The organism is Pseudomonas sp. G34 (assembly GCF_031119625.1).
Taxonomy (GTDB): Bacteria; Pseudomonadota; Gammaproteobacteria; order Pseudomonadales; family Pseudomonadaceae; genus Aquipseudomonas.
The window spans coordinates 115,835-142,228 of record NZ_JAVHZV010000010.1; the positions used below are offsets into that span (position 1 = coordinate 115,835).

The 26,394-nt window shown below is 64.1% G+C and carries 25 protein-coding genes; 20 read left to right on the plus strand and 5 right to left on the minus strand.

From position 1 onward, the window contains the following. The first annotated feature begins 258 nt into the window (after positions 1-258). The 10 genes from QYS36_RS08405 to QYS36_RS08450 all read left to right on the plus strand — a co-directional run bounded on the left by QYS36_RS08405 (position 259) and on the right by QYS36_RS08450 (position 10,349). Complete coding sequence (locus QYS36_RS08405; RefSeq protein ID WP_308839047.1) at positions 259-2,484, plus strand: type VI secretion system tip protein TssI/VgrG; 2,226 nt, start codon at positions 259-261, stop codon at positions 2,482-2,484. Between the two features lie 26 nt (positions 2,485-2,510). Beyond that, positions 2,511-2,963 carry a DUF6484 domain-containing protein gene (locus QYS36_RS08410; protein ID WP_308839048.1) on the plus strand — a complete coding sequence of 151 codons (453 nt, stop codon included), beginning with the start codon at positions 2,511-2,513 and terminating at the stop codon, positions 2,961-2,963. A 10-nt stretch (positions 2,964-2,973) separates the two neighbouring features. Then, on the plus strand, positions 2,974-4,089 hold the full coding sequence (locus QYS36_RS08415; RefSeq protein ID WP_308839049.1) for a DUF2169 domain-containing protein: 1,116 nt from the start codon (positions 2,974-2,976) through the stop codon (positions 4,087-4,089). Next, the gene (locus QYS36_RS08420) at positions 4,086-5,123 is read left to right on the plus strand and encodes a hypothetical protein (protein ID WP_308839050.1); all 1,038 of its coding nucleotides are present in this window, start codon (positions 4,086-4,088) and stop codon (positions 5,121-5,123) included. The genes QYS36_RS08415 and QYS36_RS08420 overlap by 4 nt, the downstream gene beginning before the upstream one ends. Next, on the plus strand, positions 5,123-6,310 hold the full coding sequence (locus tag QYS36_RS08425) for a PAAR-like domain-containing protein (protein WP_308839051.1): 1,188 nt from the start codon (positions 5,123-5,125) through the stop codon (positions 6,308-6,310). Before QYS36_RS08420 ends, QYS36_RS08425 begins: the two co-directional genes overlap by 1 nt. 18 nt (positions 6,311-6,328) lie before the next feature. Continuing rightward, positions 6,329-7,228, plus strand: a complete 900-nt coding sequence (locus tag QYS36_RS08430) for a hypothetical protein (RefSeq protein WP_308839052.1) — start codon at positions 6,329-6,331, stop codon at positions 7,226-7,228. Beyond that, positions 7,228-8,463: a TIGR02270 family protein gene (locus QYS36_RS08435; protein ID WP_308839053.1), complete on the plus strand. Its 1,236-nt coding sequence runs from the start codon at positions 7,228-7,230 to the stop codon at positions 8,461-8,463. The genes QYS36_RS08430 and QYS36_RS08435 overlap by 1 nt, the downstream gene beginning before the upstream one ends. A gap of 35 nt (positions 8,464-8,498) precedes the next feature. Further along, entirely contained in the window at positions 8,499-8,699 is a 201-nt protein-coding gene (locus QYS36_RS08440) for a hypothetical protein (protein ID WP_308839054.1), read from the plus strand. Further along, positions 8,696-9,166: a DUF6795 domain-containing protein gene (locus tag QYS36_RS08445; protein ID WP_111462856.1), complete on the plus strand. Its 471-nt coding sequence runs from the start codon at positions 8,696-8,698 to the stop codon at positions 9,164-9,166. Before QYS36_RS08440 ends, QYS36_RS08445 begins: the two co-directional genes overlap by 4 nt. 100 nt (positions 9,167-9,266) lie before the next feature. Further along, positions 9,267-10,349 (plus strand): lipase family protein, encoded by a 1,083-nt coding sequence (locus QYS36_RS08450; protein WP_308839055.1) that lies wholly within the window; start codon positions 9,267-9,269, stop codon positions 10,347-10,349. Between the two features lie 36 nt (positions 10,350-10,385). On the opposite strand, the gene QYS36_RS08455 is transcribed toward QYS36_RS08450, so the two are convergent. From QYS36_RS08455 to purE, 4 genes are all read right to left on the minus strand, one after another. After that, positions 10,386-10,919 (minus strand): DUF3299 domain-containing protein, encoded by a 534-nt coding sequence (locus tag QYS36_RS08455; protein WP_308839056.1) that lies wholly within the window; start codon positions 10,917-10,919, stop codon positions 10,386-10,388. A gap of 66 nt (positions 10,920-10,985) precedes the next feature. Continuing rightward, positions 10,986-11,234, minus strand: coding sequence for a GlsB/YeaQ/YmgE family stress response membrane protein (locus tag QYS36_RS08460; RefSeq protein WP_070884944.1), 249 nt, complete (start codon positions 11,232-11,234; stop codon positions 10,986-10,988). Between the two features lie 99 nt (positions 11,235-11,333). Further along, positions 11,334-12,419 carry a 5-(carboxyamino)imidazole ribonucleotide synthase gene (locus QYS36_RS08465; RefSeq protein WP_308839057.1) on the minus strand — a complete coding sequence of 362 codons (1,086 nt, stop codon included), beginning with the start codon at positions 12,417-12,419 and terminating at the stop codon, positions 11,334-11,336. Then, positions 12,419-12,910, minus strand: a complete 492-nt coding sequence (purE, locus tag QYS36_RS08470; RefSeq protein ID WP_308839058.1) for a 5-(carboxyamino)imidazole ribonucleotide mutase — start codon at positions 12,908-12,910, stop codon at positions 12,419-12,421. The genes QYS36_RS08465 and purE overlap by 1 nt, the downstream gene beginning before the upstream one ends. 250 nt (positions 12,911-13,160) lie before the next feature. Between purE and adhP the strand changes: the two genes are divergently transcribed. From adhP to QYS36_RS08515, 9 genes are all read left to right on the plus strand, one after another. Then, complete coding sequence (gene adhP, locus QYS36_RS08475; protein WP_308839059.1) at positions 13,161-14,183, plus strand: alcohol dehydrogenase AdhP; 1,023 nt, start codon at positions 13,161-13,163, stop codon at positions 14,181-14,183. 91 nt (positions 14,184-14,274) lie between these two features. Beyond that, complete coding sequence (locus QYS36_RS08480) at positions 14,275-15,072, plus strand: hypothetical protein (protein WP_308839060.1); 798 nt, start codon at positions 14,275-14,277, stop codon at positions 15,070-15,072. A 280-nt stretch (positions 15,073-15,352) separates the two neighbouring features. After that, a complete protein-coding gene (locus QYS36_RS08485; RefSeq protein WP_308839061.1) occupies positions 15,353-16,261 on the plus strand; it encodes a glutamate/aspartate ABC transporter substrate-binding protein in 909 nt (302 codons plus the stop codon). A 169-nt stretch (positions 16,262-16,430) separates the two neighbouring features. Further along, on the plus strand, positions 16,431-17,177 hold the full coding sequence (locus QYS36_RS08490) for an amino acid ABC transporter permease (RefSeq protein WP_308839062.1): 747 nt from the start codon (positions 16,431-16,433) through the stop codon (positions 17,175-17,177). Then, a complete protein-coding gene (locus QYS36_RS08495) occupies positions 17,174-17,842 on the plus strand; it encodes an amino acid ABC transporter permease (RefSeq protein WP_208605740.1) in 669 nt (222 codons plus the stop codon). The genes QYS36_RS08490 and QYS36_RS08495 overlap by 4 nt, the downstream gene beginning before the upstream one ends. Continuing rightward, positions 17,839-18,573, plus strand: a complete 735-nt coding sequence (locus QYS36_RS08500; protein WP_308839063.1) for an amino acid ABC transporter ATP-binding protein — start codon at positions 17,839-17,841, stop codon at positions 18,571-18,573. The genes QYS36_RS08495 and QYS36_RS08500 overlap by 4 nt, the downstream gene beginning before the upstream one ends. A 74-nt stretch (positions 18,574-18,647) precedes the next feature. Further along, positions 18,648-20,321 (plus strand): gamma-glutamyltransferase, encoded by a 1,674-nt coding sequence (gene ggt / locus QYS36_RS08505; RefSeq protein WP_308839064.1) that lies wholly within the window; start codon positions 18,648-18,650, stop codon positions 20,319-20,321. Between the two features lie 99 nt (positions 20,322-20,420). After that, complete coding sequence (locus QYS36_RS08510) at positions 20,421-22,322, plus strand: ATP-binding protein (protein ID WP_308839065.1); 1,902 nt, start codon at positions 20,421-20,423, stop codon at positions 22,320-22,322. Beyond that, entirely contained in the window at positions 22,315-23,637 is a 1,323-nt protein-coding gene (locus QYS36_RS08515) for a sigma-54 dependent transcriptional regulator (RefSeq protein ID WP_308839066.1), read from the plus strand. Before QYS36_RS08510 ends, QYS36_RS08515 begins: the two co-directional genes overlap by 8 nt. Positions 23,638-23,836: 199 nt before the next feature. Here QYS36_RS08515 and QYS36_RS08520 read toward each other — a convergent pair whose 3' ends face one another. After that, a complete protein-coding gene (locus tag QYS36_RS08520) occupies positions 23,837-24,748 on the minus strand; it encodes a LysR substrate-binding domain-containing protein (protein WP_308839067.1) in 912 nt (303 codons plus the stop codon). 190 nt (positions 24,749-24,938) lie between these two features. Between QYS36_RS08520 and aspA the strand changes: the two genes are divergently transcribed. Next, a complete protein-coding gene (aspA, locus tag QYS36_RS08525) occupies positions 24,939-26,363 on the plus strand; it encodes an aspartate ammonia-lyase (protein ID WP_308839068.1) in 1,425 nt (474 codons plus the stop codon). The last annotated feature ends 31 nt before the right edge of the window (positions 26,364-26,394 follow it).

Below are 26,394 nucleotides of genomic sequence, written 5' to 3' on the forward strand. Positions count from 1 at the left end.
CAGCACCTTAGGATCAGGCGCCAGCGCCCGCAAGCCACAGGGCGAAATGTGGCGCCGTGCCATTACTGGACAACGGCATGCCGCTTGCGCCACCTTTGGCAGCCGCGCCGAGCAGCCTGGCGGCACGCCACGACCGCCTCGGCACATGACGGATCTTCGACAGACCAGCCTCTTGAGCGCACATTCCGAACGGCGTCTCAGCAGGTAACCGCGTTCCCGGTTATCTTTGGCACAGGATGGCATCGCAGGGATAGGCACATGGCAATCACACAACAGTCGCGCATGGCCAAGGTCAGCAGCCCACTCGGCGAAAATGCGCTGGTGATGGAGCGCATGGCCGGCAGCGAGTCCCTGGGCCGCCTGTTCCACTATGAGCTGAGCCTGGCCTCGGAAAACGCCTCGCTGAAGCTCAATGCGCTGCTCGGTAAACCCATGGGCCTGGCCGTACAACTGGCCGACGGCAGCGACCGCTACTTCCATGGCATCGTCGCGCGCTGCAGCCAGACGGCCCATCGAGGCCAGTTCGCCAGTTATCAGGTCACCCTCAAGCCCTGGCTATGGCTGTTGTCACGTACCTCCGACTGCCGCATCTTCCAGAGCAAGACGGTGCCGGACATCGTCAAGCAGGTGTTCCGCGACCTGGGTTTTTCCGACTTCGAGGACGCCCTCACCCGCTCCTACCGTGAGTGGGACTACTGCGTGCAGTACCGCGAAACCAGCTTCGACTTCGTCAGCCGGCTGATGGAGCAGGAAGGCATCTACTACTACTTCCGCCACGAGCAGGAGCGCCACGTGCTGGTGCTCTGCGATGCCTATGGCGCGCACAGCACGGCGCCCGGCTATGCGCGGGTGCCCTTCTACCCGCTCGACGACCAGATGCGCGAGCGCGACCACATCCACGACTGGCACCTGGCCCACGAAGTGCAACCCGGCTCCCTGGCGCTCAACGACTACGACTTCCAGCGCCCCAGCGCGCGCCTGGAAGTGCGCTCCAGCATCGCCCGCGAGCACAGCAACGCCGACTATCCGCTGTACGACTACCCGGGCGAATACGTGCAGAGCAAGGACGGCGAGCAGTACGCGCGCAATCGCATCGAGGCGATCCAGGCGCAGTACGAGCAGATCCGCCTCAAGGGCAACGCCCGCGGGCTGGGCAGTGGCCACCTGTTCAGCCTCACCGATTACCCACGCGACGACCAGAACCGCGAATACCTGATCGTCGACAGCGAATACACCATCACCCAGGATCTCTACGAAAGCGGCCGCGGCAGCGAGAGCTTCCAGTTCGACAGCAGCCTGACCTGCATCGACGCCAGCCAGGTGTTCCGCCCCCTGCCGCTGACCGTGCAGCCGATCGTGCAGGGCCCGCAGACCGCCATGGTGGTCGGCCCCAAGGGTGAGGAAATCTGGACCGACCAGTACGGCCGGGTGAAGGTGCACTTCTACTGGGACCGCCACGACCAGTCCAACGAAAACAGCTCCTGCTGGATTCGCGTGTCGCAGAACTGGGCCGGCAAGAACTGGGGCTCGATCCAGATTCCCCGTATCGGTCAGGAAGTCATCGTCAGCTTCCTGGAAGGCGACCCCGACCGACCGATCATCACCGGTCGCGTCTACAACGCCGAGCAGACGGTGCCCTACGACCTGCCCGCCAATGCCACCCAGAGTGGCACCAAGAGCCGTTCGAGCAAGGGTGGCACGCCGGCCAACTTCAATGAAATCCGCATGGAGGACAAGAAGGGCGAAGAGCAGTTGTTCATTCACGCCGAGAAGAACCAGGACATCGAGGTCGAGAACGACGAGACCCACTGGGTCGGCCACGACCGCAGCAAGACCATCGACAACGACGAGACGGTGCACGTCAAACACGACCGCACCGAGACCGTGGACAACAACGAGACCATCACCATCGGTGTCGACCGCAGCGAAAAGGTCGGCAACAACGAAACCATCACCATCGGCGTGAACCGCACCGAGCAGGTCGGCAGCAACGAAACCATCAGCATTGGCGCCAACCGCACCGAGAGCGTGGGCAGCAATGAAACCATCAGCATCGGCGCCAACCGTACCGAGAGCGTGGGCAGCAACGAAACCATCAGCATCGGTGCCAACCGCACCGAAAGCGTCGGCAGCAGCGAGCGCACCACCATCGGTGCCGACCGCACCGCGCTGATCACCGCCAACGAGTACGTGCTGATCGGTGCGGACCTGGCGACCATGGCCGGCGGCAACGAATCGCACTACGTGCGCGGCGAGCGCAACAGCCGTGTGCTCAAGGATGACAACCTGCATGTCGGCAAGAACTTCGTGCTCAAGGCCGGCGACTCGATCACCCTGCAGACCGGCGCCGCCAGCATCGTCATGAAAAAGGACGGCACCATCGTCATTCGTGGCAAGAACATCAGCATTGACGGCTCCGGGGCGATCAACGTCAAGGCCGCCAAGAACATCGTGATGAAAGGCCAGAAAATCCTGCAGAACTAGGCAGCGATCACCGCCAGGAGCTCCCCATGACTGTCCAGCACCACACTCCCGCCGCCACTCGCCTGGACGGCGTGGTCATCGGCGTACTGCTCGATGTGCCGCAGGCCGCAAGCCCGGTGGTAGCCTTCCCCGGCTGCCCGTCCGAGACGGGTATCGCCGCGACCACCACCACGGCCCTCAGCCGCGAGGACATCGGTGCCCAGGTGGCATTGATGTTCGTCGGCGGCGAGCCGAGCCAGCCCCTGGTGATCGGCCGCATCCAGCGCCTGCCACAGGCGCCGGTTACTGCTCCAGCGGCCGTGGCACATATCGACGGCGAACGCCTGGAATTCAGCGCCGAGCGTGAGATCGTGCTGCGCTGCGGCAAGGCCAGCATCACCCTGACCCGCGAGGGCAAGGTGCTGATCAAGGGCGCCTACCTGTCCAGCCGCTCCAGCGGCGTGAACCGCATCAAGGGCGGTTCGGTGCAGATCAACTAAGAAGCCGCCCATGGAACTGCTCAACGCCACGCGTATGGTCGCCGCCTACAACCAGGGCCTGGACGCCGATGGCCGTGAATACCTGGTGGTCATCGTCAAGGGCACCTTCGACCTGCCGGTGGACGGCAGCGTGGCGCGCCTGCTCGACGAGCAGCAGCAGCCGCTGCTGATGAGCGACACCTTCGCCGGCGATCCGGCACTCTCGGCGCCACTGCGCGAGTTCGACTTCGCGCCGTTCAAGCCTTACTGCGACGTGCTGGTCAGCGGCAGCGCCCATGCGCCAGGCGGCCGCCCGGTCAGCCAGCTGACCGTGGGCATCCGCGTCGGCCGGGTCAGCAAGGCATTCAGCGTGTACGGCCCGCGGCACTGGCAGCCCGGCGCCCTGGGCACCAGCGCCGGCGCGCCACAGCCCTTCGTGCGTCAGGACATTTCCTACGCCAGCGCCTTCGGCGGCAGCCACCCGGCGCCAGGCAACCCCGAGCAGTTGCAGTGCAACCTGCGCAACCCGGCCGGCCAGGGCTGGTACCCACGCAGCCTGAGCGGCGCCAGCGTGGTCGGCATGCCGATGCCCAACACCGAAAAACTTGGCCAGCCGGTGGATGCGACCCATGGCGATTTCGAACCCATGGCCCTGGGCCCGCTGGGCAAGCACTGGCAGGCGCGCGTCGGCTTCGCCGGCACCTACGACCAGGCCTGGCAGGACGAACAGTTTCCCTTCCTGCCCCGGGACTTCGACGAGCGCTACTTCCAGGCAGCCCCGGCCGACCAGCAGACCGACTACCTCAAGGGTGGCGAAGAGGTCTTCCTGCTCGGCCTGTTGCCCACCGAGCGCGCGGGCTTTCGGGTGCCCAGCGTGCGCATGCCGGTAACCTATTTCCTAAGCAGCGGTGGCCATGAAACGGCGCAGGCGGTCATCGACACCCTGCTGGTCGACACCGACGCCAACCGGGTGGAAATCACCTGGCGCACGCGCCGGCCACTCAAGCGCAGCCTGTTCGAGATCGCCCAGGTGCTGGTGGGCGAGAAATCCCGGGGCTGGTGGCGCGCCCGCGAGCTGGGCAAGGATTACTACCCGTCGCTGGCCGCGCTGAGCCGCAGCCGTTCGACCGAGGATGACCTGTCATGAGCGCCCTCAGCATCCTCTCCAGCGGCATGGTCAGTGCTGTGGGTCTGAGCGCGCCGGCCAGTTGCGCGGCGATCCGCTGCGCCCTCGACAATTTCCAGGAAACCCGTTTCATCGACGCTGGCGGCGAGTGGCAGGTCGCCGCCAGCGTACCGCTGGAAGAGCCGTGGCGCGGCCGCACCAAGCTGGTGAAAATGGCCGCCCGGGCCATCGCCGAAAGCCTGGCCGGCGTGCCGGGGATCGATTGCGCCGCCACGCCACTGCTGCTCGGCGTCGCCGAACTGGATCGCCCGGGCCGTAGCGACGGCCTGGACAACGGCCTGCTGCGCGATATCGAGCGTGAGCTGGGCGTGCAGTTTCATGGCGCCTCCACGTTGATCCCGCGGGGCCGGGTCAGCGCCGGCGTGGCCCTGCTCAATGCACGCCGGCTGATCCACGAAGGCGGCCACCGCCACGTGCTGATCGCCGGGGTCGACTCGTTTCTCAACGCCGCCACCCTGTCCGCCTTCGAGCAACGCCAGCGGCTGCTCACCAGCCGCCATTCCAATGGTTTCATTCCCGGCGAAGGCGCGGCAGCGGTGGTGGTCGGCGCGCCCGTGCGCCAGGAGGCCGAACAGCTGATCTGCTTCGGGCTGGGCTTTGGCATCGAGAAAGCCAGCGTGGAAGCCGACGACATCCCGCTGCGCGCCGACGGCCTGGTGCAGGCCACCCAGGCGGCGCTCAAGGACGGCAACTGCCGTATGGAGCAGATGGACTACCGGCTGACCGACAACTCCGGCGAGCAGTACTACTTCAAGGAAGCGGCCCTGGCGCTGAGCCGCACGCTGCGCGTGGTCAAGGAAGAGTTCGACATCTGGCACCCCGCCGACTGCATCGGCGAATGCGGAGCGGCCATCGGCCCGGCCATGCTGGCAGTGGCATTGGCCGCATCGCGAAAGGGTTACAGCCTGGGCGCGAACATCGTCTATCAACTGGGCAACGACGCTGGCGAGCGCGCCGTGGCGTTGCTGCGTTACCAACGGGTAGGAGCCGCCTGATGGCCAACGAGGTGTATGCCAACAACCGGGAAATTTCCTGCAAGTCGGCCAGTGGAAAATCCATCGCGGCCTTTCCCGACGTCTGCTTCACCCCGCCGCAGACGCCGCCAATGCCCCTGGGCATTCCGATCCCGTACCCCAACACCGGGCTGTCCAAGGACACCACCAAGGGCACGCGCACCATCCGCATCACCCGCAAGGAAGTGATGCTCAAGAACAAGAGCTACTACAAGACCAGCTACGGCGACGAACCCGGCCGCGCCCCGAAGAAAGGCATTATCACGGGCAAGATCAAGGGCAAGGTGTACTTCACCTCCTGGTCGATGGACGTCAAGTTCGAAGGCAAGAACGTGGTGCGGCATATGGACCTGACGACCCATAACCATGGGTCGTTTCCGGGCAATACGCCGACCTGGCCGTATCTGGATCAGATGGCAGTAAGCAAGGGCGAAGGGCCGTGCAAGGAAGACATCAAGAAAGAGAAAGATGCCTGCAAGGACTTTTCACCTCACAAGCCAGATGGACCTAGCCCCTGCCCTCCCGATGGCAAACCAGAGACCAGTACGGCGGCAGACGCTTACGCTGACAAAGTTGGCGCAGACAAATGCCTAAGCGCCAGGCGGTGCCAGCTCACCCCCTACAAACCAACCGCAGGACAAGCCGGCTGCTGCCCTGGGCAAACAGGCCACCACCTGGTTGAAGCAGGTTCTTTCTTCAACAAAGGCCGCGGTGGCAAGGAATCCAAGGCCATCAAGGGAACGAGCCCTTACAACGGCGATAAGGCTCCCTGCATCTGTGTGGAAGGCTGCAACCAGTACCACGGCACACACGGACTGATGCATACCTATCAGAGCAACGCAGCACTCAATAGCGGCGCTCAGTCAAAGCGAATCACCTTCGAAGACGACAGTTCGGCTCGCTTGGTCAGCGTTACCTATGGCCAAGCCAAAGGCTTCGGCGTGGACGCAGTAGGCAAGACCTTTCCCGAGTCGGGTTGCGACCCCGAGTGCACCAAAGCGCAACTGGACGCCTATCACAACCAGTGCGGCATCGATGATCAGACGGATTGCCGAATGATTGCGACCGGCTACAAAGGAGACGCGGCCCAGAAGGCTGCCGATAACGCGGTAGTTGCTCGCTCAATAAAGATCAAAGTCGCCTCTTCGCCAGCACCGTCAACAAGGTAAGGACCTGGAAAACCACTCATGACCAAGAAACTGAGTCAAACAGATACCTATGTGACCGGGGCTGTGCGTTTCAAAGATCTGGCCTATGTCTCGACCCTGGATGACAGCATCGAACCTCGGATAGAACATTCGCATTTCTACACATGGGATCAAGGCGTCTGGGGTTATGCAGGAGGCAACCATTGGCCAACCGCAAGCATGACCGTCAGCCTGTACCCACTTCACCAAATGTTAGCCATTTCGCCCTATGGCGATGTTCGTCTATTGGGCAGTGGCCAAGAGAGCGAGGAAAAAATCAGCGCTCCTGAAGGCAATCCCATCGACCGCGGTCACCTGCGCCACGTACGCACCGTTGGCCAGCGAACCTTCGCAGTCGGCATGGGCCGCCAAGTCTATCGACGTGACGATGCTGACCAGTGGACATGCATGGATCAAGCGATCCGTCCTGCCATCGGCGAGACAAAGGGCTTCGAGTCCATTGATGGTTTCCACGAAAGCGACCTGTATGCGGTCGGCTGGGATGGCGAGATCTGGCACCACGACGGCCAGCTGTGGAGCCAGAAGGAAAGCCCGACCAACCTCCTGCTGACCCGTGTGCTCTGCGCCGGAGATGGTCAGGTCTATGCCTCGGGCCGGCGCGGGCTTCTGATCGTAGGTCGCGGTGATGCCTGGCAGCCAATCGAGCAGGAGGACGTCACCAGCGACATATGGGATCTGGCCTGGTATGACGGCAACCTCTACCTTTCAACGATGCGCGGCTTGTATACGCTTCAGGGTGGCAGCCTGGTCGAGGTGGATTTCGGGGATGACACACCGGCGACCTGTTACCACCTGAGCGTGGCCGATGGCGTAATGTGGTCATTCGGCGCCAAGGACATCATGGCCTTCGATGGCAATACCTGGACTCGCATCGACTGATGATCGCCACCCTTCTCGACCAACACGCCGAAGAAGCCGCCTTCCTAGCCGGCCTGCGCAGCTACGCCGTAGGCGCGCCGCATTATGATCTGGCGCATCTCGGCGATCTGGACGAGCGGATCGAGGCCCATCTCGACGCCCTGCAGATCGCCGGGCTCAAGGGGCTTCACCTGTTGCTTGCACAGCTGAATCCACATGCCCAGGGCGAGGTGTTCGCTATTGCCGCGCTGGCGCTGCGGCTGAATAACGATAGCGCACTGGAAACCCTGTATCAGCACCTGCATGCCAACCCCGAGGGCGAGGCGTATCTTGTCGCCGCACTGGGCTGGCTGGAGTGGCACGAGGTCTCCGCGCTGATTGAACGCGACCTGAGTTCCACGGACGCCCAGCGCCGCCGGATCGCCCTGGTTGCCCATGCCCTGCATGGCAAGGACCCAGGCCCGGCATTGCTATCGGCCCTGGGCCACGGTGATGCCCGCGTACTGGCGGCCGCGGCACGGCTGGCTGGCACCCTGCGGCGCCGCGACCTGCTGCAGCCGCTGCGTCAGCAACGCCTGCACGGCGACGATGAAGTGCGTTTCTGGAGCAACTGGGCCAGCGCTCAGCTGGGTGATCAGGAAGCGCTTGGCAATCTGCGCCTGTTCGCCGAGCGACCCGGCGACCTGCGCCAACCAGCACTGGAAATACTGCTCGCCTGGCAACCACGGGAAGCCAGCATTGCCTGGCTGCGCGGCCTGATGCAGAGCGAGGCGCACCGCCATATGGCGATCCAGGCCATCGGCCTGCTCGGTGATCCGCAGACCATTGCCTGGCTGATCCGCCAGATGCACGAACTGCCCACGGCCCGCGCTGCGGGCGAAGCATTCAGCCTGATCACTGGCGCCGACCTCGCGGAACTCGACCTGGAATTGAGCGTCTATCCCGACTACGACGAAGGCCCTACCGATGATCCGTCCGACGCCAACGTCGCCATGGACCCGGACATCGACCTGCCCTGGCCCGATCCGCAGCAAGTCGAGCAATGGTGGCAAGGCCAGCAGCACAGCTTGCAGCCAGGCACCGGGTATCTGCTCGGCCAGCCGTTCAGCGAAAGACAGTGCATGGCCGTGCTGCGCAGCGGTACACAGCGGCAGAGACGTGCAGCGGCCAGTTTGCTGGCGCGCTACCAGCCGACCAGCGTTCTGTTCGCAACGGATGCGCCGGCACGCCGGCAAAAGCGATTGCTGGGCTGCTGAGCCCAGGCGATCAACGACACAAGGAGAGTGCGAACATGCTCAAGAAATCCCAGCCGGCCCGGTCGCTATACTGCAGCGCCAGCCATGGGCAGAAATCCCGCTCGAAGAAACCGCCTGCTCACAGGCATGACTACTTCATCAGTCTGCGCATAGCGCTGATGATTTCGCCTCGCCGCAACAATCAACGTGCGGCACGTCCCGAAACGCTCAGCCATTCGGCGAGGGAACGACCTTGAACCGCAAAACACTTTCCTGCTGCGCATTGCTGCTTATCGGACTACTCACACAGGGTTACGCCATGGCTTTTTCCAAGACGCTTTATCTGTTCTCCGAGGTAGAGGGCACCGTGTTGCTCGACGGCAAACCTGTTCAGGGTGTGGAGATAGAACAGGAATATCACTGGCATTGGAAAAACGAGCACCGCACCAACACCACCCAATCCGATGCTCAAGGACGCTTCAAACTGCCGGCCGTGACGGCTAAATCAATGACGGCAGGCTTCATGCCCCACGAGCCGGTGACCGGCCAACGCATCACCTTGCGCTATCAGGGCAAGGAGCATAAAGGCTGGGTATTCACCAAGCACAATTATGACAATCTGGGTGAGGTGAAGGGCCGCCCGCTGAAGTTCATCTGTGAGCTCAACAGCGAACCCGTCGCTCACCCGGAAACTGAAACATTCGGCATCTGCGTTCTCCAGTAACGCCCCATCACCAGACCAGAAGGATTCGGCTGTGAACCCCTTGAGCCCCAAACAATCCGCGCAGATCGCAACGCATGTGTACACCGTCAAGGATGCCGTCATGTCATCCAAGGGTGGTGTGGAGGATGAAGCCGCCCGCCTCGGGCTGAGCAACTCGTTCGACTTCTCCAATCTGCAAATGGCCAGCGGAACCAGCGGTGCCGTTTTCCGTACACGGACAGGCTTCGCCTATGCCGTACACGGCGTAGGGGGGCGGCAGGGAGAGATGCTGTTGGCATTTCGCGGTACCGACACCTTTGCGGATGCGATGACCGACGCCAACGCCGGCCTGCAACGCGGCCCGAGCACCTGGCCTGTGCACGCAGGCTTCAATGAAACGTTCAAGTCGCTACGCAACGACCTCGATTCATTCATGCGCGGCCGCAACCCCAGCACCGTGCACTGCGTGGGCCACAGCCTGGGCGGTGCGCTGGCGACCCTGGCGGCAGATCACCTCAGTGAGCTGGGCGTGGCCGGCATCAAGCTGTATACCTTCGGCTCGCCACGCACCGGTGTCGGCGGTTTCGCTCGCCACCTGAGCGGCAAACTGGGCACCAACAACATTCATCGTGTCTATCACAGCGCCGACCCGGTGAGCATGGTGCCGATCTTCCCGTTCAGCCATGTGCCGGTCAGCGGCAATGTCTGCATGATCCCCTGGAAGGGCGCGCAGATCAGTGCCAATGCGCACCGCATGACCCAGTACCTGCCCTCCATCGGCGATGCCACCTGGACCGGGCTGTATCGCAACCCGGAGCCACCGCTGGACCGGGATATCGACCTTTGGCTGGAGAGCGCCAGTTACGGGCCGACTCTCTATTCCGCAACAACCCTGTGGATGATTTCCAGAGCCATGCAGTACCTGCTCAAGAAGGCCGCCAATATCGTCATCGGCAGTGCGATTACCGTGAGCATGACCGTACTGGATCAGATTGCCGGCGTTCTGGTGCAAGGCGCTCAGCTTTGCAAGGACATCAGCGATTCGATTCGCGCCCTGATCGTGAAGATCTTCAACTTCCTGGGTCGCGCCGTACCTGCAACGATCGACGTGACCACCTTCTTCCTGCGCTGGGTACTGGATCTGCTCGCCAGGGCAGTAGTCGACATGGCGCGCCAGGCCATGCAACTGGTGGTGCGTTCCTGACAACGAAAACGGCGCCTTCAGGCGCCGTTCTTCATCTCACAGATCCCCTTCCTCGACCAGCCGCGCACTACTGGCGTCCAACGCATAGGCCGCATCGGCCAGATCATTGCTGACCGCTTCGACCTTCAGCGTGCCGTTGACCCACAGCGGCTCGTAGATGTCGGTCAGGGCGATGCCCTTGGGGTAGCGCACCAGCACCAGCTGGTTGGGCGGCGGTGGTGGCACGTGGATGCACGCGCCTGGGTAGGGCACCAGGAAGAACAGCGTGCTGCGCCCGGCGTTGTCGGTTTCCAGCGGTACGGGGTAGCCGCCGAGGCGGATTTTCTTGCCGTTCATGCTTGGCACTGTCTTGGCCGAATACATGACGTCGGGCAGGCCTTTGTCCTGTTGCTTCAAACCGCCCTTGCTGTCGAAGGAGCCGGCACCTTCCGGGCCGTTGTGGACGATTTCGGGCATCTGCTCCAGGGCGCGCTGATCCTCTTCCGGCATCAGCTCCAGCCAGTCGGTTTCAGGGAGTTCGGCGCGGGCGAAGCCGCTCAGCAACAGCAGGATCAACAGCAGGTAACGCATCGACGGGACTCACGGTGGTAATGACCAACAAAGAGTAGCCAGGCGTCGATGCGTCAGGCTACCGGTTTAGCGCTTCTTGGTGATCATGCCGTAGATCACCAGCAGGATGATCGCACCGACCACTGCACCGATGAAACCAGCGCCTTCACCTGCCTGGTAGATGCCCAGGGCCTGGCCACCGTAGGTGGCAGCGATGGAACCACCGATACCCAGCAGGATGGTCATGATCCAGCCCATGCTGTCATCGCCAGGCTTGAGGAAACGGGCAATCAAACCCACGATCAGGCCGATTAAAATAGTGCCGATAATACCCATGACGCCCTCCAGAATTAAAAAAGGCGCCGCACTGCTGCGGCGCCTTTCATCTGACGAGAGTGGCGACGCAGAGGTTCAACCTGCCTCGCCCGCACCTATCTAGCTGGCGGCGATCAGCGCCTGTACCTCGGCGATACGGCTGTCGAGGGTCGCCCGATCCGCACAACGCAGGGTGGCGTGGCCGACCTTGCGACCGGCCTTGAAGGCCTTGCCGTAGTGATGCAGGTGGCAATCGTCGATGGCCGCCACCTTATCCACAGCCGGTACGCTGCCGATGAAGTTGAGCATGGCGCTCTCGCCGACCTTGGCGGTCGAGCCCAGCGGCAGGCCGGCAACGGCGCGCAGGTGGTTCTCGAACTGGCTGCACTCGGCGCCCTCGATGGTCCAATGCCCGGAGTTGTGCACCCGCGGGGCGATCTCGTTGGCCTTGAGGCCGCCATCGACTTCGAAGAACTCGAAGGCCAGCACGCCGACGTAGTCGAGCTGCTCCAGCACACGGCCGACATAATCTTCGGCCAGTGCCTGCAGCGGGTGTGCGGTGCTGGCGATCGACAGGCTGAGGATGCCGCTGTCGTGGGTGTTATGCACCAGCGGGTAGAAACGGGTTTCGCCATCACGGCCGCGTACGGCGACCAGCGACACTTCGCCGCTGAACGGCACGAAACCTTCGAGGATGCACGGCACGCTGCCCAGCTCGGCGAAGGCACCGCTGACGTCTTCCGGCTTGCGCAGCACCTTCTGGCCCTTGCCGTCATAACCCAGGGTGCGGGTCTTCATCACCGCCGGCAGGCCGATGCTGGCCACTGCTGCGTCGAGATCGGCCTGGGACTGGATGTCGGCGAACTCGGGCGTCGGGATGCCAAGGTCCTTGAACATCGACTTCTCGAACCAGCGATCACGGGCGATGCGCAGCGACTCGGCGCTCGGGTAGACCGGCACGAACTGGGACAGGAAGGCCACGGTCTCCGCCGGCACGCTCTCGAATTCGAAGGTCACCAGGTCGACCTCGTCGGCCAGCTGGCGCAGGTGATCCTGATCGCCGTAATCCGCGCGGATGTGCTCGCCCAGCGCTTGGGCGCAGGCATCCGGTGCCGGGTCGAGAAACGCGAAATTCATCCCCAGCGGAGTGCCTGCCAGGGCCAGCATGCGGCCAAGCTGGCCGCCACCGATTACGCCGATCTTCATTACTGCGCCCTCGGGTCCGGGTTTTCCAGCACGGTATTGGTCTGTTCGTCGCGGAACTGCTTGAGCGCCGCGTGGAACTGCGGGTGCTGGTGACCGAGGATGCTCGCCGCCAGCAGCGCGGCGTTGATGGCACCAGCCTTGCCGATGGCCAGGGTAGCCACCGGAATACCGGCCGGCATCTGCACGATGGACAGCAGCGAGTCGACGCCCGAGAGCATCGACGACTGTACCGGCACGCCAAGTACCGGCAAATGGGTTTTCGCCGCGCACATGCCTGGCAGGTGAGCAGCACCGCCAGCACCGGCAATGATCACCTGGATACCGCGGCCCTCGGCTTGTTCGGCGTACTGGAACAGCAGATCCGGGGTGCGGTGGGCGGAAACCACCTTCACCTCGTTGGGGATGCCCAGCTTGTCGAGCATCTCGACGGTATGGCTCAAGGTGCTCCAGTCGGATTTGGAACCCATGATCACGCCAACCAGTGCGCTCATCGTCGTGCCTCTCTAAGTCTCGGGCGCAGCGCGCCATGTCGATTGATCGGGCGCTTGGCGCCGCGGCAGAAACAACAAACCACGCGGTAGGCGTGGTTTGCGGAAACCGGCAATTATACTGCAGTCGTGCATAAATCGATAATCGACCGCCTGTCGGCCCATGGTGCGGTGGCCACTTTCTTTGTCCTGGAGCAATGTTCGGCCCGCAGGTCTTTGCATACTGAGGGTTCTCATCGAGGAGGATTGCGCCATGCAGCAGACCATGAAAGCAGCCGTCGTCCATGCCTTTGGCGAGCCCTTGCGGCTCGAGGAAGTGAAGGTACCCCTGCCCGGCCCCGGGCAGATACTGGTAAAGATCGAAGCGGCGGGCGTCTGCCACACCGACCTGCACGCCGCCGACGGCGACTGGCCGGTAAAGCCCAGCCTGCCGTTCATTCCCGGCCATGAAGGGGTTGGTTACGTCGCCGCGGTAGGCGCCGGGGTAACCCGCGTGCGCGAAGGCGACCGGGTCGGCGTGCCCTGGCTGTACACCGCCTGCGGCTGCTGCGAGCACTGCCTGACCGGCTGGGAAACCCTCTGCGCCGAGCAGCAGAACACCGGCTACTCGGTGAATGGCAGCTACGCCGAGTACGTGCTGGCCGACCCCAACTATGTGGGCATCCTGCCGAAAAACGTCGAATTCGCCGAGATCGCGCCGATCCTCTGCGCGGGCGTCACCGTCTATAAGGGCCTGAAGGTGACCGGCGCCCGCCCCGGCCAGTGGGTGGCGATTTCCGGTATCGGCGGCCTGGGTCACGTGGCCGTGCAATACGCCCGCGCCATGGGCCTGCACGTGGCCGCCATCGACGTGGACGACGGCAAACTGGCGCTGGCCAGAAAACTCGGCGCCAGCCTGACCATCAATGCCCGCCATGAAAACCCGGCCGAGGTCATTCAGCGCGATATCGGCGGCGCCCACGGCGTACTGGTCACCGCGGTGTCGAACAGCGCCTTTGGCCAGGCCATCGGCATGGCCCGCCGCGGCGGCACCGTGGCTCTGGTAGGCCTGCCACCGGGCGACTTCCCGACGCCGATTTTCGATGTGGTGCTCAAGGCCATCAGCATCACCGGCTCCATCGTCGGCACCCGCGCCGACCTGCAGGAAGCCCTGGACTTCGCAGGCGAAGGGCTGGTCAAGGCGACCATCCACCGTGACCGGCTGGACAACGTCAACGGCGTGCTCGAGCAGATGCGCGCCGGGCAGATCGAAGGCCGGGTGGTAATGCAGTTCTGATCGTGGCGTCTGACAGCGCGGAACGGGCTCACATCACGCGCTGTCAGAGGCCGTTAGAATTGCCCTCATTACCCCACCAAAGGATCACGCCATGACACGGCTGTCGCTGCTTATTGCCTCAACCCTTCTGACCTTCAATGCCAGCGCCCTGGAGCTGGCGAAATATCCCAAGGCCTTCGCCGCCGACAAGGGCGTCAGCGTCGTCGTCGCGCCCAGCAGCGACGAGAAGCAGGCCCTGGTGCAGATCAGCGGCATCAACCACCCGCTCGACGAAGTGGTGCTGCTGACCGACGTCAAGCCGCGCAGCCAGGACGAAAGCGATTACGCCACCACCCTCGATGGCAGCGCCTACGTGCTGGTCGGCCAGCGCCAGGAGTGGGGTGGCGAGTCCTACCAGCTGTACCTGCCGGGCAACCGCGAGCCGCTGTACCTGAGTTTCGACGAGAAGGCCAGCAAGGCGGTCAAGCCGGCCGAGCTGCTGGCGCTCTATGAGAAGCAGCACAAGGACGGCGTGCAGGAGAAGCTGGCCCGCTTCGATCGCGAGAAGCGCCAGCAGTACCACGTCGAGCGCCTGCAACAGATGGATGCCGAGGCCTCGACCAGCTGCGGCACCACCCTCAAGACCGACGTCGACTGGCAGGCCATGGACGAGCAACTGCTCAAGGAGCTGAGCGTGTCCGGCTACTGCGGCGAAGTGGTCAACCAGATGAACAACCTGTGCAGCAGCTCCCCCGAGTTCAAGGAGCAGGCCGCCAAGCTGAATACCGTCGAGTGCAGCTTCGGCAAGGAAATGAAGATCCGCGAACAGGGCAATCGCATCCTGTTCACCACCGAGCGTGACGCCGCCAACCAGGGCGAATTCATCAACGCCTTCCTGCGTAATCGCTAAGCAGCGCCCCTGCCGGGCGGTCGTCCAGGCCGCCCACTCTCATTCGGAAATCCGAACGCCAGGCGGTCGAAAAACCGAACATCCGACCATCACGCCCTCGTCCGCCGATTGAGCAATAAATAAATATCCTTTAATTTCATAGACTTGAATCGAAAAAAAGCGATACAAAAAGCCTGGCACACATCCTGCTCCCCTTACCTACAGGAATGCGATCGTCCTTCCACCAGCAGGCACGTACCTCGATGTACGTCCTCAATAACAACAACACCGAGGATTCCCCATGCGTCTCGTCCCACGCGTACTGGCTGTAGCCGTTACCGCCGCCCTGATGTCCAGCCCGGTATTCGCCGCGGAACTGACCGGCACCCTGAAGAAGATCAAGGATTCGGGCACCATCACCCTGGGCCACCGCGACTCGTCCATCCCCTTCTCCTACTATGGCGACACCTCCAAGCAGCCGGTTGGCTACTCCCATGACCTGCAACTCAAGGTCGTCGAGGCGCTGAAGAAGGAACTGGAGCTGCCCGACCTGAAGGTGCGCTACAACCTGGTGACCTCCCAGACCCGTATCCCGCTGGTGCAGAACGGCACCGTGGACCTGGAGTGCGGCTCCACCACCAACAACGTGGAGCGTCAGCGCCAGGTCGACTTCTCCGTCGGCATCTTCGAAGTCGGCACCCGCCTGCTGACCAAGACCAGCAGCGGCGTCAACGATTTCGACGACCTCAAGGGCAAGAACGTGGTGACCACCGCCGGCACCACCTCCGAGCGCCTGCTCAAGTCCATGAACGCCGAGAAGAAGATGGGCATGAACGTGATTTCTGCCAAGGATCACGGCGAGTCCTTCCTGATGCTCGAATCCAACCGCGCCGTCGCCTTCATGATGGACGACGCGCTGCTCGCTGGCGAAATGGCCAAGGCCAAGAAGCCGGACGACTGGCACGTGGTCGGCACCCCGCAGTCGTTCGAAATCTACGGCTGCATGGTTCGCAAGGGCGACGAAGGCTTCAAGAAGGTGGTCGACAAGGCCATCACCGACACCTTCGCTTCCGGCGAAATCAACGACATCTACAACAAGTGGTTCCAGCAGCCTGTGCCGCCAAAAGGCCTGAACCTCGATTTCCCGATGAGCGAAGAGCTGAAGAAGCTGCTCGCCAATCCCACCGACAAGTCTGCCGAGCAGATCTGACGGCGTGATGCCACGCCCCCTTCACGAGAGGGGGCGCGGCCGGGAGCCGGAGGGGCCAGCGGCCTCTCCACCCATTTCCTGACGAAGCCAAACCGTCCGCTCCTGCGGATACGGGTAACTGTTGCCCGCCGCCGGCTTCGCCGCGTCCACTCACCTGAGGGGAAACCCGATGAACTACAACTGGGACTGGGGCATCTTCTTCAAGTCCACCGGCATTGGCAGCGAGATCTACCTGGACTGGTTCCTCACCGGCCTGGGCTGGACCATCGCCATCGCCCTGGTCGGCTGGCTGATCGCCCTGTCGCTCGGCTCGCTGCTCGGGGTGATGCGCACCGTGCCGAACCGCCTGATCTCCGGGATCGCCACCGCCTACGTGGAGATCTTCCGTAACGTGCCGCTGCTGGTGCAGCTGTTCCTCTGGTACTTCCTGGTGCCGGATCTGCTGCCCGAACCCCTGGAGCTGTGGTTCAAGCAGGACCTCAATCCGGCTACCTCCGCCTATCTGTCGGTTGTGGTGTGCCTGGGCCTGTTCACTGCCGCACGGGTGTGTGAGCAAGTGCGCACCGGCATCCAGGCGCTGCCCGCCGGGCAGACCGCCGCGGCCTATGCCATGGGCTTTCGCTTGCCGCAGATCTACCGCAACGTGCTGCTGCCCCAGGCCTACCGGATCATCATTCCGCCATTAACCAGCGAGTTTCTGAACATCTTCAAGAACTCCTCGGTGGCCTCACTGATCGGCCTCATGGAGCTGCTCGCACAGACCAAGCAGACCGCCGAATTCAGCGCCAACCTGTTCGAGGCCTTCACCCTGGCGACGCTGATCTACTTCACCCTGAACATGAGCCTGATGATGATCATGCGCGTGGTCGAACGTAAGGTCGCGGTACCGGGCCTGATTTCCGTGGGAGGCAAATGATGGACTTCAGTCAGATCATTCCCGCGCTGCCAGGCCTCTGGGAAGGCATGGCCATGACCCTGCAGCTGATGGTCATGGGCGTCATCGGCGGCGTGATTCTCGGCACCCTGCTGGCGCTGATGCGCCTGTCGAGCAACGTGCTGCTGTCCAAGCTGGCGGCCACCTACGTCAACTACTTCCGCTCGATCCCGCTGCTGCTGGTGATCACCTGGTTCTACTTCGCGGTGCCGTTCATCCTGCGCTGGATCACCGGTGAGGACACCCCCGTCGGCGCGTTCGCGTCCTGCCTGGTGGCCTTCATCATGTTCGAGGCGGCGTACTTCTGCGAAATCGTGCGTGCCGGCATCCAGGCCATTCCCAAGGGCCAGATGGGCGCTGCCCAGGCACTGGGCATGAGCTACGGCCAGACCATGCGCCTGATCATCCTGCCCCAGGCGTTTCGCAAGATGACCCCGCTGCTGCTGCAGCAGAGCATCATCCTGTTCCAGGACACCTCGCTGGTCTACACCGTCGGCCTGATGGACTTCCTCAATGCCGCCCGCTCGCGTGGCGACATTCTGGGTCAGCCCCATGAATTCCTGATCTTCGCCGGCCTGGTCTACTTCACCATCAGCTTCGCGGCCTCGCAGCTGGTCAAGCTCCTGCAAAAAAGGTTAGCCGTATGATTTCCATCAAGAACGTCAACAAGTGGTACGGGGACTTCCAGGTGCTGACCGACTGCACCACCGAGGTCAAGAAGGGCGAAGTAGTGGTGGTCTGCGGGCCGTCCGGCTCGGGCAAGTCGACCCTGATCAAGTGCGTCAACGCCCTGGAGCCCTTCCAGAAGGGTGACATCGTGGTTGACGGCACCTCCATCGCCGACAAGAAAACCAACCTGCCGAAACTGCGCTCGCGGGTCGGCATGGTGTTCCAGCACTTCGAACTCTTCCCGCACCTGACCATCACCGAGAACCTGACCATCGCGCAGATCAAGGTGCTCGGCCGCAGCAAGGAAGAGGCCACCAGGAAAGGCCTGCAGTTGCTCGACCGGGTAGGCCTCAAGGAGCACGCCCACAAGCATCCGGGCCAGCTGTCCGGTGGCCAGCAGCAACGGGTGGCGATCGCCCGCGCCCTGGCGATGGACCCGATCGTCATGCTGTTCGACGAACCGACCTCGGCGCTGGACCCGGAAATGGTCAACGAAGTGCTCGACGTGATGGTGCAACTGGCCCACGAAGGCATGACCATGATGTGCGTGACCCACGAGATGGGCTTCGCCCGCAAGGTCGCCGACCGGGTGATCTTCATGGACGCCGGCAAGATCGTCGAAGACTGCCCCAAGGAAGAATTCTTCGGCGACATCAGCGCCCGCTCCGAGCGCGCCCAGCAGTTCCTCGCCAAGATCCTCCAGCATTGAAGCCCGAGGCCCGCTGTCGCACGGCTGGCGGGCCTTCTACACTCGACGAGGATCACCACAATCGAGGATTCATCATGCGCCTTCTGCACCTCAAGACCCTGACCCTCAGCGTGGCGATCGCCGCCAGCAGCAATGCCGTACTGGCGGCCAGCCTGGAGGGGGGCGCGGTCGCCGCACCGGATCGGTATGCGGCAGAGGTGGCCGCCCAGGTGCTCAAGCGTGGCGGCAACGCGGTAGATGCCGCCGTCGCCACGGCCTTCACCCTGGCCATCACCTACCCCGAAGCCGGCAACATCGGCGGCGGCGGCTTCATGACCCTGTTCATGGACGGCAAGCCCTACTTCCTCGACTACCGGGAAACCGCGCCCAGGGCCGCCAGCAAGACCATGTACCTGGACGACAAGGGCGAGGTGATCGAGAACCTCAGCCTGGTCGGCGCCAAGGCCGCCGGCGTGCCCGGCACGGTGCTGGGCCTGTGGGAGGCGCACAAGCGCTTCGGCAGGCTGCCGTGGAGCGAGCTGCTGACCCCCGCCATCGGCTACGCCAACACGGGTTTCAAGGTTGCCGATCAACAGTTCCAGTACCGCGAGGACGCCATCGGCCTGTTCAACGGCCAGACCAACTTCACCGCGCACTTCGGCAGCATGCGCCCGGGCGAGGTGTTCAAGCAGCCGCTGATGGCCAAGACCCTGGAGCGCATCGCCGCCAACGGCCCGGACGAGTTCTACAAGGGCCAGACTGCCGACCTGCTGGTCGCCCAGATGCAGCGCGACGGCGGGCTGATCAGCAAACAGGATCTGGCCGACTACCGCGTCAAATGGCGTGAGCCGATGCGCGTCGACTGGCAGGGCAACAGCCTGTACACCGCGCCGCTGCCCAGCTCCGGCGGCATCGCCCTGGCCCAGCTGATCGGCATCAAGGAGCAGCGCGCCGCCGACTTCAAGGGCGTCGAGCTGAACTCGGCACACTACATCCACCTGCTGGCCGAGATCGAGAAGCGCGTATTCGCCGACCGCGCCGACTACCTGGGCGACCCGGACTTTTCCACGGTGCCGGTCGCCCAGCTGATCGACGCCGAGTACCTCAAACGCCGCGCCGCCGAGGTCAACCCGGCCGCCATCTCGCCGACCGAGCAGGTGCGCCCTGGCCTGGAGCCACACCAGACCACGCACTTCTCGATCGTCGATGCCGACGGCAACGCGGTCAGCAACACCTACACCCTGAACTGGGATTTCGGCAGCGGCGTGGTGGTAGAAGGCGCCGGCTTCCTGCTCAATGACGAAATGGACGACTTCAGTGCCAAGCCTGGCGTGGCCAACGCCTTCGGGGTGGTGGGCAGCGATGCCAACGCCATCGAACCGGGCAAGCGCATGCTCTCGTCGATGAGCCCGAGCATCGTCACCCGCGACGGCAAGGTCAGCCTGGTGCTGGGCACGCCTGGTGGCTCGCGGATCTTCACCTCGATCTTCCAGGTGCTCAACAACGTCTACGACTTCAAGCTGCCGCTGGAAAAGGCCGTGGCCGCCCAGCGCGTCCATCACCAGCTACTGCCCAAGGACACGATCTACTACGACGCCTACGCACCGCTCACCGGCAAGGTCGCCGACGAGCTCAAGGCCATGGGCTACGTGCTCGAGGATCAGGGCTGGAACATGGGCGACATCCAGGCCATCCGCGTCGACGGGCGCCGCCTGGAAACCGCCTCCGATCCACGCGGGCGCGGCGTCGGCCGGGTGGTGCAACCTTGAGTGCCAAGCCATGACGTGCATCGCGCGGCACCGCTGCGCCTGTGGCGGTGAACCCTCGCATGCGCCTCCGGGCGGGCTGGCTCGGCTCGGGTGACTGTGATGCAATGCGCTCTTGCCAGCCTCCGTGGGGCACCGCCTGCCTTGTCCGCCAAGCCTCGTTACCTCCGTCACCTGTTGTTGACCCTGCTGACAATGGCCCTGGTGTTTGGCTGCGGCTATGCCGGTTACCGCATGAGCGAGAAGGCCGGCATCCGCGCGCTGACCGAAAGCGGTGAGCGGCAGCTGGAGCTCAACGCCCGCGCCGTGGAAAGCGAGATCACCAAATACACCTACCTGCCGAGCTTGCTGGAGCTGGAGTCCAATGTCAGCCGCCTGCTGCTGACGCCCGACAACTACCGTCGCCAGCGCGTCAACGACTACCTCGAGGGCCTCAATCGGCGCAGCGGCAGCCTGGCCATCTACGTCATGGACACCGACGGCCGGGTGGTGGCGACCAGCAACTGGCGCCAGGCGGACAGCTACCTGGGGGAGGATCTGTCCTTTCGCGCCTATTTCCAGGACGCCATCCTCGGTGAATCCGGGCGCTTCTACGGCATCGGCAGCACGGTCGGCGAGGCCGGCTACTACCTCTCGCACGGGCTCAAGGCCAATGGCCGGATCATCGGCGTGGCAGTGGTCAAGATCCGCCTCGAAGCGCTGGAGCAACGCTGGCAGCGCGCCCGCCTGGAAGCCTATGTCAGTGACGAGAACGGCATCATCATCCTCTCCAGCAATCCGGAGCGCCGGCTCAAGGCCGTACGCCCGCTGAATGCCGAGATCAAGGAACGCCTGGCGCGCAGCCTGCAGTACCACTGGTCGTCACTCGACGAGCTGATCCCCCTGGCCCGCACCGCCCTGGGCAACGGCGCCGAACACGTCACCTTTGCCGCCGATGCCCCCGGTAGCCACGACAAATCGGTCAACTACCTGGCGCAAACCCGCCCGCTGGACGACACACCCTGGCACCTGACCCTGCTCAGCCCCCTGCAGGACCTGCGCCGCGAGGCGATCAGCCACGGCATGCTGGCGGCCGCCGCCTTCGCCCTGCTGGCCTTCCTGCTGATTGCCTGGAACGAGCGGCGCAAGGTCATCGCCACCCGCCTGGCCGCGCGCGAAGCGTTGCAGACTGCCAACAACCAACTGGAACGCCGGATCGCCGACCGCACCGCGGACCTGCGCGCCAGCAATGATCGGCTCAAGGCCGAAATCCGCGAACGCCGCCAGACCGAGAGCGACCTGCGCAAGATCCAGGACGAACTGGTGCAGGCCGGCAAGCTGGCGGTCATCGGGCAGATGTCCACCAGCATCGCCCACGAGCTCAACCAGCCGCTGGCGGCGCTGCGTACGCTGTCCGGCAACACCGTGCGCTTCCTGTCACGTGGTGCCTACGACGTGGCCACCACCAACCTGCAGACCATCAACGAGCTGGTCGACCGCATGGGCAAGATCACCGGCAGCCTGCGCGCCTTCGCCCGCCGCTCCAACGACGGCGGCGAAGCCAGCCTGGCCAAGGCCGTGGACGCCGCACTGCAGGTGGTACAGCCGCGCCTGGAACGCACGCCGCTGAACATCCATCACCAGTTCGAAGACGCCCGGCTGGCCATCAACCAGACCCGCCTGGAGCAGATCCTGGTCAACCTGATCGCCAACGCCGCCGACGCGATGAGCGCCCAGGCCGACCGCCAGCTGTGGCTGCAGGGCAGCGCCGAGGGCGAGCGCTATCGCCTGCGCGTGCTCGACAACGGCCCCGGCATTGCCCCCGAAGACCGTACCCACCTGTTCGAACCCTTCTTCACCACCAAGCCCGGCGAGCAGGGCCTGGGGCTCGGCCTCACGCTTTCGGCCAGCCTCGCCGCTGCCGCCGGCGGCAGCCTGAGCGCCGACCATCCGCCCGAGGGCGGCACCGCCTTCGAACTCAACCTGCCCCAGGTGGCCGCTGTCATGGAGACACCCGATGAATGATGACCTCACCGTGCTGATCGTCGAGGACGACCCCCACGTGCTGCTTGGCTGCCAGCAGGCCCTGGCGCTGGAGGACATCCCCTGCGAGGGCGTGGGCAGCGCCGAAGATGCCCTGCAGCGTATCGACGCGGACTTCGCCGGCATCGTCATCAGCGATATCCGCCTGCCCGGCATGGACGGCCTGCAACTGCTCGATGAACTCAAACGCCGCGACCCCAGCCTGCCGGTGGTGCTGATCACCGGCCACGGCGACATCGGCATGGCGGTCGGCGCCATGCGCGACGGCGCCTACGACTTCATGGAAAAGCCGTTTTCGCCGGAGCGCCTGGTGGACGTCGCCCGCCGTGCCCTGGAACAACGCAGCCTGGCCCGTGAAGTGTCGGCGCTGCGCCGCCAGCTGGCCGGCAAGCAGGCCCTGGAGCATCGCCTGATCGGTCGCTCGCCGGCCATGCAGCAACTGCGCGAGCTGATCGCCAACGTCGCCGATACCTCGGCCAACGTGCTGATCGAAGGCGAGACCGGTACCGGCAAGGAGCTGGTCGCCCGCTGCCTGCATGATTTCAGCCGGCGGCAGAACAAGGCCTTCGTGGCCCTGAACTGCGGCGGTCTGCCGGAGAACCTGTTCGAGAGCGAGATTTTCGGCCACGAGGCCCACGCCTTCACCGGCGCCGGCAAGCGGCGTATCGGCAAGATCGAGCACGCCAATGGCGGCAGCCTGTTTCTCGACGAGATCGAAAGCATGCCGCTCAACCTGCAGATCAAACTGCTGCGCGTGCTGCAGGAGCACAGCCTCGAGCGCCTCGGCTCGAACCAGCCGATCGCCGTCGATTGCCGGGTGATCGCCGCCACCAAGGCCGACCTCGACGAGGCCGGCAAGGCCGGGCTTTTCCGCAGTGACCTCTACTACCGCCTCAACGTGGTGACCCTGGAATTGCCGCCGCTGCGCGAGCGCCGCGAAGACATCGCCCTGCTGTTCGAGCACTTTCTGCAGCTCTCGGCCCTGCGCTTCGACCGCGCCGCCCCCGAACTGGACCGCCACACCCTGGCCGCCCTGCTGGCCCATGACTGGCCCGGCAACGTGCGCGAGTTGCGCAACGTCGCCGAACGCTTCGCCCTGGGCCTGCCGGCCTTCAAGAAGAGCGGCGGCAACGAAGGCAACGCCGCCACCTTCGCCGAAGCCGTGGAAGCCTTCGAACGCAACCTGCTGGTCGATGCCCTCGAACAACACGCCGGCAACCTCAGCCAGGCCGCCCAGGCCCTGGGCATGGCCAAGACCACACTGTTCGACAAGGTCAAGAAGTACGGGTTGGGGTGAGACGGTTATCCACAGACTGTGGGAGCGGCAATGCCCGCGAGAGTTCTCGGGTACAAACTGGGACTCCTGCCTGTCGCCGATCTGCTTATTGCTGCGCTATAGGCTTGCAGGGCTTTGGGTGCTTTTTCGCGGGCATGAACTGGGCGTCCCCGCCCGCTCCCACAGATGAATATCCATCACGGCGACCACCAGGGCAGACCTAACCTTGCTCCCGCCCCACGCCCCCCTCCAGCTTGCGCCACAGCAGGCGCACGGCGGCCTTGCGTGACATGCTCCAGCGGTACAGGCGGATTTCCAGCGGGATATGCCAGTGCTCCTTGCCGCACACCACCAGCTCGCCGCGGGCCAGCTCGGCATGCATCGACAGGCGCGGCACCCAGGCCACCCCCAGGCCCTGCAGGGCCATGGCCTTGAGGCTGTCGGCCATGGCGGTCTCATGCACGATGCTGGAACGCAGCGCACGCTGGCGCAGCAGCAGGTTCACCGAGCGCCCCAGGAAGGTCCCGGCACTGTAGGCCAGCAGTGGCACACTCAGGCCGGAGTCGAGGTCGTACAGCGGCGCGCCGTGCTCATCCGCCGCGCACACCGGCAGCATTTCACTACGGCCCAGGTACAGCGACGGAAACAGATCAGGCACCAGTTGCACGGCGGCGTCCTGGTCATGGTAGGCAAGGATCAGATCACAGGTGCCTTCGCGCAGCGAGTGCACCGCTTCGCCGACGTTGGTCGCCACCAGGCGTGTGGTCAGTGGCAGGCCGTCACGGCGCAGGCGGGCAATCCATTCCGGGAAGAAGCCAAACACCAGCGAGTGGGCGGCGGCGATCTGCAGCGCCTCGCCCTGCTGCCCTTCGAGGTGATGCAGGTGGCGCACCACCTCGCCGAGTTGCTCGACCATGCTGCGCGCCGTGAGCAGGAACAGCTGGCCCGACTCGGTCAGCTCGATGGGCGTGCGCGAGCGGTTCACCAAAGTCAGCCCCAGGGCCGCCTCGAGGCTGCGAATGCGTCGGCTGAAGGCTGGCTGGGTGACGAAGCGCTTTTGCGCCGCGGCTGAAAAACTGCGTGTCGAGGCCAGGGTCACGAAGTCTTCCAGCCATTTGGTTTCCAGGTTCAAGGTGCATCCCCCTGCATGCGGACCGAGTGGCCGAGCGCCGCACACTTTAAGTGCGCTGGCGCAAGTCACACTTGCATTATGCCGATTGTGCATAGGGCAGCAAGCAACAGCATTGGCCGACCCAAGGACAAGATCCTTATTCTATGCGCCATCGCGGTATCTTCCGCGGCTCTATGAGAATCGAGACATCATGTCCGCTGCTGCATTGTTTCGCGTCGAGAAAGACCTCCTCGGTACCCTCGAAGTCCCCGCCGAAGCCTATTACGGCATCCAGACCCTGCGCGCACTGAACAACTTCCGCCTGTCGGGCGTGCCACTGGCTCACTACCCGAAGCTGGTGGTCGCCCTGGCCATGGTCAAGCAGGCTGCAGCGGACGCGAATCGTGAGCTGGGCCACCTGCCCACCGCCAAGCACGCAGCGATCAGCGAAGCCTGTGCGCGGATCATCCGCGGCGAGTTCCACGACCAGTTCGTGGTCGACATGATTCAGGGCGGCGCCGGCACCTCGACCAACATGAACGCCAACGAGGTGATCGCCAACATCGCCCTGGAAGCCATGGGCCACGCCAAGGGTGAATACAAGCACCTGCACCCCAACAACGACGTGAACATGGCGCAGTCGACCAACGACGCCTACCCGACCGCCATTCGCCTGGGCCTGCTGCTCGGCCACGACACCCTGCTGGCCAGCCTGGACAGCCTGATCCAGTCCTTCGCCGCGAAAGGCCAGGAATTCAGCCACGTGCTGAAGATGGGCCGCACCCAGCTGCAGGACGCCGTGCCGATGACCCTCGGCCAGGAATTCCGTGCTTTCGCCACCACCCTCGGTGAAGACCTGGCGCGCCTGCGCAGCCTGGCACCGGAGCTGCTGACCGAAGTGAACCTGGGCGGCACCGCCATCGGTACCGGCATCAACGCCGACCCCGGCTACCAGCACCTGGCCGTACAGCGCCTGGCGCTGATCAGCGGCCAACCGCTGGTACCGGCTGCCGACCTGATCGAAGCGACTTCCGACATGGGCGCCTTCGTGCTGTTCTCCGGCATGCTCAAGCGCACCGCGGTCAAGCTGTCGAAGATCTGCAACGACCTGCGCCTGCTGTCCAGCGGCCCGCGCACCGGCATCAACGAGATCAACCTGCCGGCGCGCCAGCCGGGCAGCTCGATCATGCCCGGCAAGGTCAACCCGGTGATCCCGGAAGCGGTCAACCAGGTGGCCTTCGAAATCATTGGCAACGACCTGGCACTGACCATGGCAGCCGAAGGCGGCCAGCTGCAGCTCAACGTCATGGAACCGCTGATCGCCTACAAGATCTTCGACTCGATCCGCCTGCTGCAGCGCGCCATGGACATGCTGCGCGAGCATTGCATCAACGGCATCACCGCCAATGAAGCCCATTGCCGCGCCCAGGTGGAAAACTCCATCGGCCTGATCACCGCGCTGAACCCCTACATCGGCTACGAGAACGCCACACGCATCGCCAAGGTCGCCCTGGACACCGGCCGTGGCGTACTGGAGCTGGTGCGCGAGGAGGGCCTGCTCGACGAAGCCACCCTGGCCGACATCCTGCGCCCGGAAAACATGATCGCGCCTCGCCTGGTACCGCTACAGGCCTGATTCTTCCGCTACCACTGCGCCGCTTCCCTGA